A 12,582-nucleotide genomic window follows, 5' to 3' on the forward strand; every position below is an offset into this window, starting at 1 on the left:
AGCAGGCTCAGGCCCAGCGCGAGTGAGACAAGGAATTTTTTCATTTCGGTTTGTTCTTTCGTGCCTTGCGTGTCACAGGGCTTCGCGGCCCGTTTCACCGGTGCGGATGCGCACGACCTGCTCCAGGTCGTAGACGAAGACCTTGCCGTCGCCGATCTTGCCGGTGCGCGCAGCGCTTTCGACCGCTTCGATCACGCGCTCCACCAGCTCATCGGCCACGGCGGCCTCGATCTTGACCTTCGGCAGGAAGTCGACGACGTACTCGGCGCCGCGGTACAGCTCGGTGTGGCCCTTCTGGCGGCCGAAGCCCTTGACCTCGGTGACGGTGATGCCCTGCACGCCGATCGCAGACAGCGCCTCGCGCACTTCGTCGAGCTTGAATGGTTTGATGATGGCTGAGACCAGCTTCATGATGTTTCTCCTGCGGATGAAAGGGACAGCGCAGCCCCGGGCCACGCCTTCTATGACTAGAGCGTCTTGGTCAACATGACAATGAAACGCGTCGCATTCGGCGAGAAGGTGGTCTGGCCGATCGGTCCGAAGACCGTTCCCGTGGGGATGCCGGGCGTGGCGATCAGGTTGAAGGCGCTTTGGTTGTTGCCCCCCTGCACCGAGCCGGCCAGGGCCAGGCCGCTGCCGAAGTCGTAGGACACGCCCACGTTGTAGTCCAGGTAGTCCTTGTAGCCCAGGCTCTTGATGTCGCTGGTGAAGAAGGTGTAGCCGATGGCCGTCTTGAAGGTCAGCTTGGGCACGATCTCCTTGGCGTACGCCAGGTTCAGGTAGCCGGTGTTCTGGCCGTCCAGGCTCGAGCCACGCTTGTTGCCGGCGTAGTTGAAGTAGTCGTTGGAGACGGTCCAGGAGTACTTCGCAGTGAACGCGCCGAAGGTCTCGTCGGACCACGTACCCGCGCCGTAGATTTCGGTGGTATTGCCCGCGGTATTGCCGGGGTAGTAGTACTGATAGACGCCGACGTCCCAGTCAATCGGGCCGCCCTTGAATTTATAGCCGCCGTAGAAGTCCATCTCGACCGAGTTGCCGGGCAGCCAGTTGACGCTGGAGTTCCAGTTGCCGACATAGAAGCCGCTGTCCCCGAAGGCATAGTCGATGCCGCCCTGGATGGCGGGCTTGAACCAGCTGGTCTTGGCAAAGCCGTTGCTGCCGATGACGTCCTGGTCCTGGCCGCGGAACTTGTAGTTGGTGGTCAGCGAGACGTTGCCCGTGAGATTCGGCGCCGGTGCCGCTGGTGCGTCGGCGGCGGCGGCCTGCGCGCTGGCGAGCATCGGCAGGGCGGCAAGCGCGCCCACAGCCAGGATCTGGACGGATTTACGGTGCATCATCTAGCGGACTCCTCGGGGGTGTTTTGAAGTGAGTTGGAGTCCAGTTCAAAGCAGGGAGCGTGCCAAAGCACCCAACCCCTCTGCGGTCAGGGTTGGCGCCGGACGCACTTGGTCACAATGAAGAACAAGAGGTGGACGCACCATCTTGGTGAAAGAGCGCGAAATGAGCCTGTCATTGGTGCAGGGCCGCGCCTTGTTGGGCCTCGGAGCGGCCAGTGTCACGGTCGAGGTGCATCTGGCCGACGTGGAGATCAAGGAAGCCCGCGGGCGCGTCCGGGCGGCCCTCCAGAGCGCCGGCTGGAGTTCTCCACCCACCATCGCACCACGGTGAACCTGGCGCCCGCCGACATCCCGGTCCGACCTGTCTGCCCCATCACACGCGCAGTCGCTTGCTCTCCTTCAAAAGCGGGCTGATTCCAAGAAGCTTGTCAGTGCGCTGCCTGCCACACCCCGGGGCGCCAGGCTTGTCCGCGTGCCAGCACGACCAACGAAGTCCTCGCTGCTTTAACTTGAAGTTATGGATCAGCCACAAAAAGTGATGCGACTGCACAAGCAAAAATTCCTACGATACGAGCGGCCTCTTGAACGGCGCGCACCTCCGCAGTTGGGCGAGTCGACGTTCTCACACATTTCCAACAATCGAGGGTTCTATGAAACGATGGGCTTATGCCACCAGGACAGTGGCGTTGTTCAGTGCGTTGACGGTCACAGGCGCCGCGTTTGCCGCGTTGCCCGCGAAGCTCAACGCCGCAACGAGTGGCGATCTACCGCCGGTTTCATTCACCAACCCGGCGAATCAACTCGACGGCTACGACGTACAGGTCGCGCACTTCGTCGCCAGCCATACCGGCATCCCGATGCAACTGGACAAGCTCGACTTCAAGGGCATCCTGCCGGGACTGCAGACGGGCCGCTTCGATATCGTTTTCTCGAACGTCAACATCACCCCTGAGCGCACTGCGATCTTCGACTATTCGATTCCCTATTCGCGCTCCGCTGTGGTGGTCGTTGCGCGGCAAGGCGCGACCGATGTGAAGAGCTTCAAGGATCTGAAAGGCAAGCGTGTCGGCGCGATCGCCGGTGCGAACGATGGCGAGATGCCGGCCCGGGACATCGAAAAGCAATATGGGGCGTTCGAGGTGTTCAAGGGTTACGGCGGCTATGTCGAAATGTTCACGGATCTCGCGGTCGGCCGGCTCGACGCCATCGTCGCGCCGGATACCTCTGCCGCCAACCTGCTGCGCCAGCGGCCCGGCCTCGCATCGATCGTCGGCGACCCCTATCGCGTCCGCTTTGTCGGGGCGCCCATGCCCAAGGGTTCGGCCGAGTTGAAAGCCAAAGTCGATGACGCGATCCGCGCAATGAAGAGGGAAGGCCTGCTGGACAAATGGGGCAAGCAGTATTTCGGCATCGACAACTACAGCTCCCAGCTTACGGAGAACCCGAAGTGATGTCGCGGCAACACTGTTCGAGCGACTCTCCAGGCGTGCACGGGACTCCCCTATGAATATCGATTTCGTACAAGTCCTGCCGTACCTGCCGGTCCTGCTCAAGGCTTCGCTGCTCACTATTTTCCTGGCCGTGGTGACGCAGGTTTGCGGCACCGCGTTCGGCCTTGTGCTTGCTCTGGGGCGTGACTCGCGTCATGCGGCTGTGCGCAGCGCCGCCTTTGTCTACATCTGGATCTTCCGGGGTACGCCGGTATTGCTGCACCTCTTCTTCGTCTACTACGCGGCGCCCATGTTCGGCTTGCGGCTCGAGGCGCTGCCATCGGCCATCATCGCCCTGTCGATGAGTTCCGCCGCCTACAACGCCGAGATCATCCGCGCCGGGATCCACGCGGTGCATCGCGGCCAGCTCGAAGCGGCGCAGGCGGTCGGCATGGCCTATCCGCGAATCCTGCGTCGCATCATCYTGCCGCAGGCAACTCGGATCGTGCTGCCGCCCTACATCGGCAATTTCATCAGCCACACGAAGAATACTTCTCTGGCTTCGGTGATCACGGTGCCCGAACTGATGCTGAGCGCGCAGACCATCTACAGCAGCACGTATCGCGCAGTCGAAATTCTCACCATGGCCGGCGTCATCTACCTCGCCATGACCACCGCGCTGACGCTTTTCCAACTCTACGTCGAACGTTCGACGGTCGAGCGGCGCGGGCTGCCAGCGCGTCGAAGGCGTGCACTCGGTCTCGGCGATGCAACCTCGGAGGCCTGAGATGAACCATGCACCCATGATCCAGCTACGCGATCTCTACAAGCATTTCGAAACCGTGAAGGCCCTGAATGGCGTGGACCTGAGTGTCCAACGCGGCGAGGTGGTCTGCCTGATCGGCCCGAGCGGCTCGGGCAAAAGCACCTTGCTGCGTTCGATCAATTACCTGGAACGGCCGACACGCGGCGAAATCGCCATCGACGGCCAGACTGTCGGCCATGTGATTGAAGCAGGCCGGAAATCCAGACCGATGTCCGGTCGAGAACTGGCGCGTCTGCGCTCGGACGTCGGAATGGTATTCCAGATGTTCTACCTGTGGCCGCATCTGTCGGTGCTGGAAAACGTGATGCTCGGCATGGTCGAGGTCCGGCGCACGCGCGTTATGGATGCCGCGAAACGCGGTCGCCAGTTGCTCGCCAAAGTTGGCCTGGCCGGCAAATACGAGGCGTATCCGGAGCAACTGTCGGGCGGCCAGCGACAGCGCGTCGCCATTGCCCGCGCCCTCGCGATGGAGCCCAAGGTCATCCTCTTCGACGAACCGACTTCCGCGCTCGACCCTGAACGCGTCGGCGAAGTGCTGGAGACCATGGAAGCCGTCGCTGCCGAGGGCATGACGATGATCGTCGCGACGCATGAAATGGGGTTCGCCCGCCGTGTCGCAGATCGTGTCGTTTTCATGGACGAAGGTCGCATTGTCGAGATGGGCAGTCCCGAAGAAATCTTCGACAGGCCGCAAAGCGATCGGCTCAAGCAATTCCTCAACAAGGTACTGCATTGACGCCCACGCCATCCAAAGAGTGTTCTGCAATGTCCGATTTCGATCTGGTCGTACGCAACGGAAGTGTGTTCATCGACGGCGGCCTCGAGCGCGTCAACATTGGCGTGAGGGACGGCCGTATCGCGGCGCTGGACCGTGCCCCACTCGATGCCAGGAACATGCTTGACGCCTCGGGCAAGCTCGTGCTGCCGGGCGGAATCGACGTGCATTGCCACATCGCGCAGATGACCTCGACCGGCGCCACCACCGCCGACGACTTCTACAGCGCGACCGTCGGCGCCGCATTCGGCGGCACCACCCTGGTCATGCCCTTCGCTGCGCAACATCGGGGCGATTCGCTGCGTGAGAGCGTGGCCGCTTATCGCAAGCGCGCCTCCGGCCGCGCGGTGGTCGACTACGCCTTCCACATGATCGTCACCGATCCAAGCGAAAAGGTGCTCAAGGAAGAACTGCCTGCGCTTGCGGCGGAAGGTTTCACGTCTGTGAAGCTCTACATGACCTACGATGCGTTGCGCCTCGACGACCGGCAGGTGCTGGAGACGCTGCTGCATGCGCGACGGCTGGGTGTGTTGCCGATGATTCACGCCGAAAGTCATGACGTGATCGGATGGCTCACCGAGCGCCTGCTCTCGCTGGGCTACCGRCAGCCCAAATACCTCGCCCACRCAAGGCCCGCGCTCACGGAGCGCGAAGCCACGCATCGCGCGATCACCATGGCGGAACTCCTCGACATCCCGATCTTTGTGGTCCATGTGTCATCTGCTGCTGCGGCCGCCCAGATCGCCATCGCGCAGATTCAGGGGTTGCCGGTCTTCGCCGAGACCTGCCCGCAGTATCTGTTGCTGACGGAACAGGATCTCGACCGGCCGGCGCACGAGGCGGTCAAGTATTGCTGTTCCCCGCCTCCACGCGATGCGAGCGATCACGAAGCACTTTGGGACGGGTTGCGCGACGGCCTGTTCTCGTGCTTCTCGTCCGATCACTCGGTGTTCCATCTCGACGGTCCGCAAGGCAAGCGCCAGGCCGGCGAGGATCCGCCCTTCAACAAGATACCGTACGGTTTGCCGGGGCTGGAAACGCGACTGCCCCTGCTGTTTTCCGAGGGCGTCACCAAGGGTCGGATCTCGCTCGAACGGTTCGTCGAACTCACGTCCGAGGAACCGGCGCGGCTGTTCGGCCTCGAGGGGCGCAAGGGCAGGATCGCGCTCGGCGCGGATGCGGACCTCGTACTCTGGGACCCGCAGGCCGAAGCGACGCTATCGGCCGCGACCCTGCATGACGGTACCGGCTACAGCGTCTACGAAGGGACCACCGTACGCGGCATGCCGGTGACCACGCTCAGCCGCGGGATTGTCGTTTGCCACGAGGGCGCCCTCCTCGCTTCGGCCGGCCATGGCAAGCTGGTTCCCTGCGACAGGATCGCCGCGGTCGGTGCACGGCCCGCGCCTCAGCCGTGGCTCGCGTGAAAGCCTCGCGATGACTGTCCTGATCACCGGCGGCTCGGGGTTTGTCGGCTTGAATATCGCCGAGCGCCTGCTCGCACGCGGCGACACGGTGGTCGCGTTTGGGCCTGAGCCGCCGCCCGCGGCGGCGATCGAGCAATTCGGCCGGCTTCCGGGGACCTACCTGTTCGAATCCGGCGATGTCCGCGACTGCGATTCGATTGCCAGCGCCTTGCATCATCACGAAGTCACGCGTCTCATCCACGGCGCAGCGATCACTGCGGGCCTCGCGCGTGAGCGAACACAGGCGCGCGTGATCGCCGAGGTCAATCTGATCGGCACGCTCAATGTGCTCGATGCGGCTTGCACGGCAGGCCTCCTTCACGTCGTTCACTTGAGCAGCGGCGCCGTGTTCGGCACGGGTGGCCATGGGCGGGAAAAGCTGGTTGAAGATCGCGACATGCCGGAGCCGGATTCACTCTATGGCATCACGAAACACGCGGCCGAGCGCGCCGCGTTGCGCTACCGTGCCACGCGAAGCCTCAAGGTGACGGTGGCCCGGCTCGGCGTCGTGTTCGGTCGATGGGAATATGACACCGGCATGCGCGACACGCTGAGCATTCCGCTGTTGCTCACGCGGCTCGCAGAAGCACGGCAGACCGCGCGCTTCTGCGCCGATTTGCCGGACGACTGGATCTACTCCATCGACGCCGCCGATGCCATCATCGAGATTGCCAAGGCACCCGACCTGCGGCATGCCCTCTATCAGATCGGCACCGGCGAACGCTGGTCGCCGACCGCGTGGTGCGAGCGGTTGTGCCGCGTGCATCCGGGTTTTTCACATGAACTCGTTGCGCGACGCGACGAGGCCAACGTCGGCGAGCACGCGCCGTCTGCAAGGCCGCCATTCTCGATCGAACGCTTGCGACAAGACCTTGGGTTCATGCCGAGCTATGGCGAAGCGGCCGCCCTGTCCGACTACCTGGCCTGGCGGTCGAGCATGCGTGAGAGGTCTGCGCAGGGCGGCGAGGTCGTCTGATTCTCACGATTTCGCCGATCCGCTTGCGCTCCGGCGCGTCAGACGCTCTGCAGATACCCACCATCGACACGTACGATCGATCCGGTCATGTATGACGCCCGATCGCTGGCGAGAAAGGTCACCACGTCGGCATATTCCGATGGTGAGCCGTAGCGCGCCATGGGGATCGAGCCGACGCTTTCGCTGACGACGTCTTCGATGGGACGATTTTCGCGTTTCGCCTTCGCCTCGTCGAGAAAGCGGATCCGGGCGGTGGCAATTCGACCTGGCAGGATCATATTGACGGTCACGTTGTCCGCGGCGACCTCGCGCGCAAGCGTTTTCGACCAGCCGACCAGCGTCATCCGCAACGCGTTCGACATGGCAAGATTGGGGATCGGCGCAATGATTCCCGACGACGAACTGGTGATCACCCGACCCCACTTCCGGGCGCGCATGCCTGGCAAGACCCTGTCGGTGAGGCCGATCACCGACAACACCATCGCGTTGAACTGTTGGGTCCAGACCTCCGGCTCAATCCCGCTCGCAGCGGACGGCGGCGGCCCACCTGTGTTGTTGATGAGAATGTCGACCGGTCCGAGTTCCTGCTCGATCCGCGACACGTGCTGATCGATCGCAGAACGGTCGCCCAGGTCGAAGCAGAACGTGGCGGACACTCCACCCGCCGCCGCGATGCTCGCCGCGGTCGCCGCGAGCGCCTTTTCATCGATGTCCGCCAGCGCGACGATCACGCCCTCCTGCGCGAGCTGCAGGGCCATCGCACTGCCGAGTCCGCCGCCGGCGCCAAGGACGAGCGCGACGCGCCCGGAAATTTTCAGATCCATGAACTGCTTTCCTTATCGATTGAGTATCTGACCGAGAAACGCTCGAGCGCGCTCTCCCTTTGGCATCGAGAAGAACGTTTCAGGTGGCGCCTCCTCGACGATTTCACCCTTGTCCATGAAGAGAATCCGGTCCGCGACCGTGCGCGCGAAACCCATCTCATGCGTGACGCAGACCATGGTCATGCCTTCACGCGCCAGCTGCAGCATGACGTCGAGTACCTCCTTGATCATCTCCGGATCGAGTGCCGATGTCGGTTCGTCGAAGAGCATCATCTTGGGTTTCATGCACAGCGCCCGGGCGATCGCCACGCGCTGCTGCTGGCCGCCCGAAAGTTGAGCCGGATAACGATCAGCCTTGTCGCCGATGTGCACGCGGTCCAGGAAGTAGCGCGCTGTTTCTTCAGCGTCCTTCTTCTTGATGCCGCGAATTTTCATGGGCGCGATCATCAGGTTTTGCAGCACCGACAGATGCGGAAACAGGTTGAACTGCTGGAACACCATGCCGACCTCACGGCGCACAAAGCTGATGTTGCGCCGGCTCTCGGTGATGCTCACGCCCTCCACCAGGATCTCGCCCTGCTGGTGYTCTTCCAGYCGGTTGATGCAGCGGATCATCGTCGACTTGCCCGAGCCGGATGGCCCGCACACGACGATCCGCTCGCCGCGCTGCACGCGCACGTTGACATCCGACAAGACCTGCATTTCGCCAAACCATTTGCTGACGTGGCGCAGCTCGATCATGGCCGGCTGATCAGTGGGAACTTGCGGAGTGTGTTCAGGGGTGCTCATCAGATTCATCTCTTTTTTCTTCAGGCGGCCATCCAGCCGCCATCGACCATTAAGTTCTCGCCAGTAATGAAGGCCGCTTCGTCTGAAGCGAGAAAGAGCGCGGCGCTTGCGACATCGTCGGGGCGCCCCAAACGCGGCATCGGCGTGCGTGCCTTCGAATACTCGAGTGCTTCCGCCGAAGCGGCCAAGCCCGGCTTGCCTGTGATGACCTTGCCCGGCGCAACCGCATTGCAAATGATTCCTTGATCTGCGTAGTCGACCGCGACCTGGCGTGTCAGATACGCCACGCCCGCTTTCGACGTGCCATACGCCACGTTGCGCGGCGCGCAGACCATCCCATGCTGCGAAGAAATGTTGACAATCCGGCCACGCGCTTCGTGCCGAATGTCTTGATCGAGCATGACCTTGACGGCAGCACGCGACATCAGGAAGACGCCCGTCAGATTCACTGCCAGCACCCGATTCCATTCATCGATACTGGTTTCCAGCAACGGCTTGCCGGCGCTGATGGCGGCGTCGTTGACGAGCACATCGAGCCGGCCATATCGCCTCACGGCACACGCGACCGCTGCCGTGGCCTCGTGTTCCTGCGCCACATCGGTACGGATGAATTCGACTTCATGCCCATCGGCGCGCAGCATTTCCGTGGTCGAGACGCCGCCTTCGCGGACAGCTTCGGTGATATCGGCAAGCACGAGGCGTGCGCCCTCACGGGCAAACCGCTGCGCGATCGAGCGCCCGATGCCGGAGGACGCGCCCGTAATGAGCACGCACTTGCCCTCGAGACGCTTCATTGGCTCGCTCCGACAAGTCGCTCGCCTTCGCCCCGGCTGCGCGCCTCGCGCCACGCGAGATAGTCTTCGGCCGCGGCCGCAAGGTCGAAGCGGCAGCGGTGGTTCAGGTCCTTCGACAGCCGCGCAACGCTCAACGCGGGACGATCAACGGGCAGCGTGTATTGAATGGTGGCCTCTTCTCCCGGCGCGGCCGTGCGCCAGCGAATGCCCGGCAGATGATGCGCGAGCGCGGCACACCACTGACCCAAGTCAGTCAGGCAGCCGCCGCCGATCTGATAGACCGCATGGGGGAGCGTTTGCGCGCCCGCAATCAACGCGAGCGCGTGGACTGCATCGCGCGCATAGATCCAATCCGCAGTCATCGGCCGCGGCAGCACGATCTCGGCGCCTGCAAGGGCAGCCGACGTCACCTGATAGTGCGGACTCAGGCGCTCGCGTGCATCGCTGGCATGTTCCCACGGCCCGTACACCGGCCCCAGCCGTGCGATGGCCACATTCAGTCCTTGCAACTCGCCCATACGCAACGCCGCCTGTTCCGCCGCGAGCTTGCTGATCCCGTAGAGGCTCGTGGGCGCGGGCGCGGACACGTCCTCTTCATAGCAACCGGACGCAGCCGGTGCGCTGGCGCCGTAGATCGCAACCGAACTCACCACAACGACCCGCTTCACACGCGCACGGACGCATTGCTGCAGCAAGCCGATGGTGCCAAGTACGTTGACGTCGAAGATGCGTTCGGCATCGCCACGTTCGCGCTCCGGGCCAGGTGTGATCGCGGCCGTATGGACCACGCAGTCGATGGCCTCGCTTGCGAACACGGTTTCAAGATCGCCACCCGAACGAATGTCGCCGGGGATCATGCGAGCACCTGGCAAGGACGCCGCGAAGCGCTCGCTGTTGATTGCCGTCGGCAGATCGAAGAGAACGACTTGTTCGCCTGCCTGCAGCAATCGTTCCGCCAGCGCCAGCCCGACAAAGCCCGTTCCGCCTGTAATCAAGGTCGTCATCGGTCGCGCCCTAGCGGGCCTTCAGCATATGCCGCTCGAGCCGCGCCACCCAACGCGCCATCGGCCACAACAACACGAAGAAGATCACGGCGGCCGCGATCAACGGCGTCGGGTTATAGACCTGTTCCTGGGCGACACGCGACGAACGCAGCAACTCGGGCAGCGAGACAAGTGATGCAATGGACGTCGTCTTGATCAGTTCGAGCGAATTGCTCGCCAGCGGCGCGAGCACATTGCGTACCGCCTGAGGCAGGACGATATACGTGATCTCGCGAATCGGGCCGAAGCCTAGCGAACGTGCGGCTTCGCGCTGACCATGAGGAACCGATTCGATTCCAGCGCGGAAGATCTCCCCGTAATAGCCGGAATTGTTCAATGCAAGGGCCAGCACGACGGCCGTGAAGCTGCTCAGCTTGACGCCGAAAAATGGCAAGCCGTAGAAGATGAGTGCGAGCAGCACGACCACCGGAAACGACCTAAATAGATCGATGTACATCACGAGCGCGACATTCAGAGCGCGGCGATGAAAACTGTATGCCACGGCGATGGCGATCCCGAGCGCCATCGAAACGGGTGCGGCCACGAGGGACAGCAGAATGGTCAGCTTCAACCCTTGCAGCAGCAGCGGATAGACCTGCTGCAGGGATTCCAGGTTGAAGAAGTTGTCGAGAAATAGATCCATGCTGTACCTCAGTGTCCGTAGACCCGCTCAAGCCGGCGGCTCGCCACAACCAGAGGAATGAAGAACAGGAGATAGYACGCAGCCGCGAGCGTCAGCGGCGAAGGATTCGCCAGCATGCCGACGAGGCTCTGCGCTTGCCCGAGAACTTCCGGCAATGCCACTGCGGTGCCCAGCGCCGTACCTTTGCTGACCGCGATCGCCCGGTTTGTCACGAGCGGCAGGGACAGTCGCACGGCCTGAGGAAGAATGATGTCGAAGAGCGTACGGAAGGACCCGAAGCCGAGCGCCCGGGCCGCGTCCCACTGGCCGCGCGGCAGCGCCTTGATCGACGACCAGAATATCTCCGATGCAAACGCGGACAGCACCATGCCCAGTCCCAGCACGATGGTCACCATCGGCGACAGCCGAATATCGAGGTACGGCAAGCCGAAATAGATCAGCACCAGCACGACGAGTTGCGGCATCGTGCGGAAGAAGTCGACGTACGCAACGATCAGCGCATTGACGACACGCACCTCCATCGTCCGCACGATGGTGAGAAGCAGACCCAGGCCAAGGCCCACGACGATCACCAGCAGCGAGACCAGCACGGTGATGCCGAAGCCGCTGAGAATCAACGGCAGCGATTGACTGATGACGCTGGCGTTAAAGAAATTGTCAACGATGCGGTCCATACCACTCAGGCCCAAACAGTAGAGGAGACACCGGTGCGCGCGAGCAAACCGGTTTTCGTCGTCAGATGCATTTCAGCGTGTGCGGCGCAGCGTCGTAGCCCTTGAAACCCGGTGCACCATGACCCGGATAGATCGTCTCGACGGCCGAGCCCTTGACCGGCTCGCTGCCGTACCACTTCACGTAGAGCTTGCGCAGCGTGCCGTCTTGCTTCATGCATTTCAGTGCTTCGTCCACCTTGTTCCGGTAGGCGGCATCATCCAGTCGGAACGCATAGCCGAAATTGCGTCCATTGAAATCCTCGTAGCCGACCTTGACCGCCTTGTTGCGGCTGGCAGCGAACGCCACCGTTGGAATCTCGTTCAGGGCAGTGAATGCGCGCCCGGTGATCACGGCCTGAACCGTGTCGGGGAACACGTCGTAACGCTGGATGTTGAAGCCGTATTTCGCGGCGTTTTCCGTGGCCCACGTGTCCGAGATGGTTCCGCGATTGACGGCCAGATCCTTGCCCCTGAGATCTTCGAAGCTCTTCATCTGCTCGTTCTTCCGCACCAGGAAGCCGTTGCCGGTGGAAATGATCGGTTCGGTGAACAGCATGCGTTCGGCGCGCTCGGCGGTGATGTTCAACGGATTCACCGTGAATTCGATTCGCTTCGAGAACAGCGCCGCAAACAATCCGGAAAAATTGACGTCCATGATTTCCGCGCCCGGCCGGCCGATACGGCGCGCAATCTCATTGATCAGGTCGACGCCGAAGCCTTGAGGACCCGAGTCGGCGCGCGTCACCCAGGGCGCGACGCCAAAGTCGGTGCCGACGACGACCGGCTGATTGGCTGGATGATCGGTTTCGGCGGCGTGACTCATGGCACAGCCCAACGCCAGCAACATGGCGCCGCACACTGCGACCGCCCCAGGCAGGTTTTTTCCGAGGTTCATTTTTTCCGCTTTCTGAGTCAAGGTGAAAGAGCCTGAAGGGCTAGGGGTGAGGGTGCGTCGCATGCCAGTGA

At 62.5% G+C, this 12,582-nt stretch carries 14 protein-coding genes and 1 pseudogene; 6 read left to right on the top strand and 9 right to left on the bottom strand.

Features of this window, described 5'->3' with window-relative positions:
* Positions 1 to 72 precede the first annotated feature (72 nt).
* Both glnK and AC1D2K_RS17290 read right to left on the bottom strand, forming a co-directional pair.
* Entirely contained in the window at positions 73 to 411 is a 339-nt protein-coding gene (gene glnK / locus AC1D2K_RS17285; RefSeq protein WP_478090065.1) for a P-II family nitrogen regulator, read from the bottom strand.
* 56 nt (positions 412 to 467) lie between these two features.
* Positions 468 to 1,334 (bottom strand): TorF family putative porin, encoded by an 867-nt coding sequence (locus AC1D2K_RS17290; RefSeq protein WP_478090078.1) that lies wholly within the window; start codon positions 1,332 to 1,334, stop codon positions 468 to 470.
* A gap of 166 nt (positions 1,335 to 1,500) precedes the next feature.
* Between AC1D2K_RS17290 and AC1D2K_RS17295 the strand changes: the two are divergent.
* From AC1D2K_RS17295 to AC1D2K_RS17320, 6 genes and pseudogenes are all read left to right on the top strand, one after another.
* A pseudogene (locus AC1D2K_RS17295) lies at positions 1,501 to 1,691 on the top strand (magnesium chelatase domain-containing protein); the annotation flags it as partial.
* Between the two features lie 296 nt (positions 1,692 to 1,987).
* Positions 1,988 to 2,788: a substrate-binding periplasmic protein gene (locus tag AC1D2K_RS17300; protein ID WP_478090066.1), complete on the top strand. Its 801-nt coding sequence runs from the start codon at positions 1,988 to 1,990 to the stop codon at positions 2,786 to 2,788.
* A 52-nt stretch (positions 2,789 to 2,840) separates the two neighbouring features.
* Positions 2,841 to 3,554: an amino acid ABC transporter permease gene (locus AC1D2K_RS17305; RefSeq protein WP_478090067.1), complete on the top strand. Its 714-nt coding sequence runs from the start codon at positions 2,841 to 2,843 to the stop codon at positions 3,552 to 3,554.
* 1 nt (position 3,555) lies between these two features.
* Entirely contained in the window at positions 3,556 to 4,329 is a 774-nt protein-coding gene (locus AC1D2K_RS17310) for an amino acid ABC transporter ATP-binding protein (protein ID WP_478090068.1), read from the top strand.
* A gap of 29 nt (positions 4,330 to 4,358) precedes the next feature.
* Entirely contained in the window at positions 4,359 to 5,795 is a 1,437-nt protein-coding gene (gene hydA / locus AC1D2K_RS17315) for a dihydropyrimidinase (RefSeq protein WP_478090069.1), read from the top strand.
* A 10-nt stretch (positions 5,796 to 5,805) separates the two neighbouring features.
* Positions 5,806 to 6,810 carry an NAD-dependent epimerase/dehydratase family protein gene (locus AC1D2K_RS17320; protein ID WP_478090070.1) on the top strand — a complete coding sequence of 335 codons (1,005 nt, stop codon included), beginning with the start codon at positions 5,806 to 5,808 and terminating at the stop codon, positions 6,808 to 6,810.
* Positions 6,811 to 6,848: 38 nt separating this feature from the next.
* Here the strand turns inward: AC1D2K_RS17320 and AC1D2K_RS17325 are convergent, their stop codons facing one another.
* The 7 genes from AC1D2K_RS17325 to AC1D2K_RS17355 all read right to left on the bottom strand — a co-directional run.
* A complete protein-coding gene (locus AC1D2K_RS17325; RefSeq protein WP_478090071.1) occupies positions 6,849 to 7,634 on the bottom strand; it encodes an SDR family oxidoreductase in 786 nt (261 codons plus the stop codon).
* Between the two features lie 12 nt (positions 7,635 to 7,646).
* Positions 7,647 to 8,432: an amino acid ABC transporter ATP-binding protein gene (locus AC1D2K_RS17330; protein WP_478090072.1), complete on the bottom strand. Its 786-nt coding sequence runs from the start codon at positions 8,430 to 8,432 to the stop codon at positions 7,647 to 7,649.
* An 11-nt stretch (positions 8,433 to 8,443) separates the two neighbouring features.
* Entirely contained in the window at positions 8,444 to 9,217 is a 774-nt protein-coding gene (locus AC1D2K_RS17335; RefSeq protein WP_478090073.1) for an SDR family NAD(P)-dependent oxidoreductase, read from the bottom strand.
* Positions 9,214 to 10,221 (bottom strand): NAD-dependent epimerase/dehydratase family protein, encoded by a 1,008-nt coding sequence (locus AC1D2K_RS17340; protein WP_478090074.1) that lies wholly within the window; start codon positions 10,219 to 10,221, stop codon positions 9,214 to 9,216. Before AC1D2K_RS17340 ends, AC1D2K_RS17335 begins: the two co-directional genes overlap by 4 nt.
* A gap of 10 nt (positions 10,222 to 10,231) precedes the next feature.
* The gene (locus tag AC1D2K_RS17345) at positions 10,232 to 10,903 is read right to left on the bottom strand and encodes an amino acid ABC transporter permease (protein WP_478090075.1); all 672 of its coding nucleotides are present in this window, start codon (positions 10,901 to 10,903) and stop codon (positions 10,232 to 10,234) included.
* Between the two features lie 8 nt (positions 10,904 to 10,911).
* The gene (locus AC1D2K_RS17350; protein ID WP_478090076.1) at positions 10,912 to 11,577 is read right to left on the bottom strand and encodes an amino acid ABC transporter permease; all 666 of its coding nucleotides are present in this window, start codon (positions 11,575 to 11,577) and stop codon (positions 10,912 to 10,914) included.
* Positions 11,578 to 11,638: 61 nt separating this feature from the next.
* On the bottom strand, positions 11,639 to 12,582 hold a 944-nt coding region (locus AC1D2K_RS17355), incomplete at its 5' end, for a substrate-binding periplasmic protein (protein ID WP_478090077.1).

Source organism: Variovorax sp. P1_H12_2, from assembly GCF_056405335.1.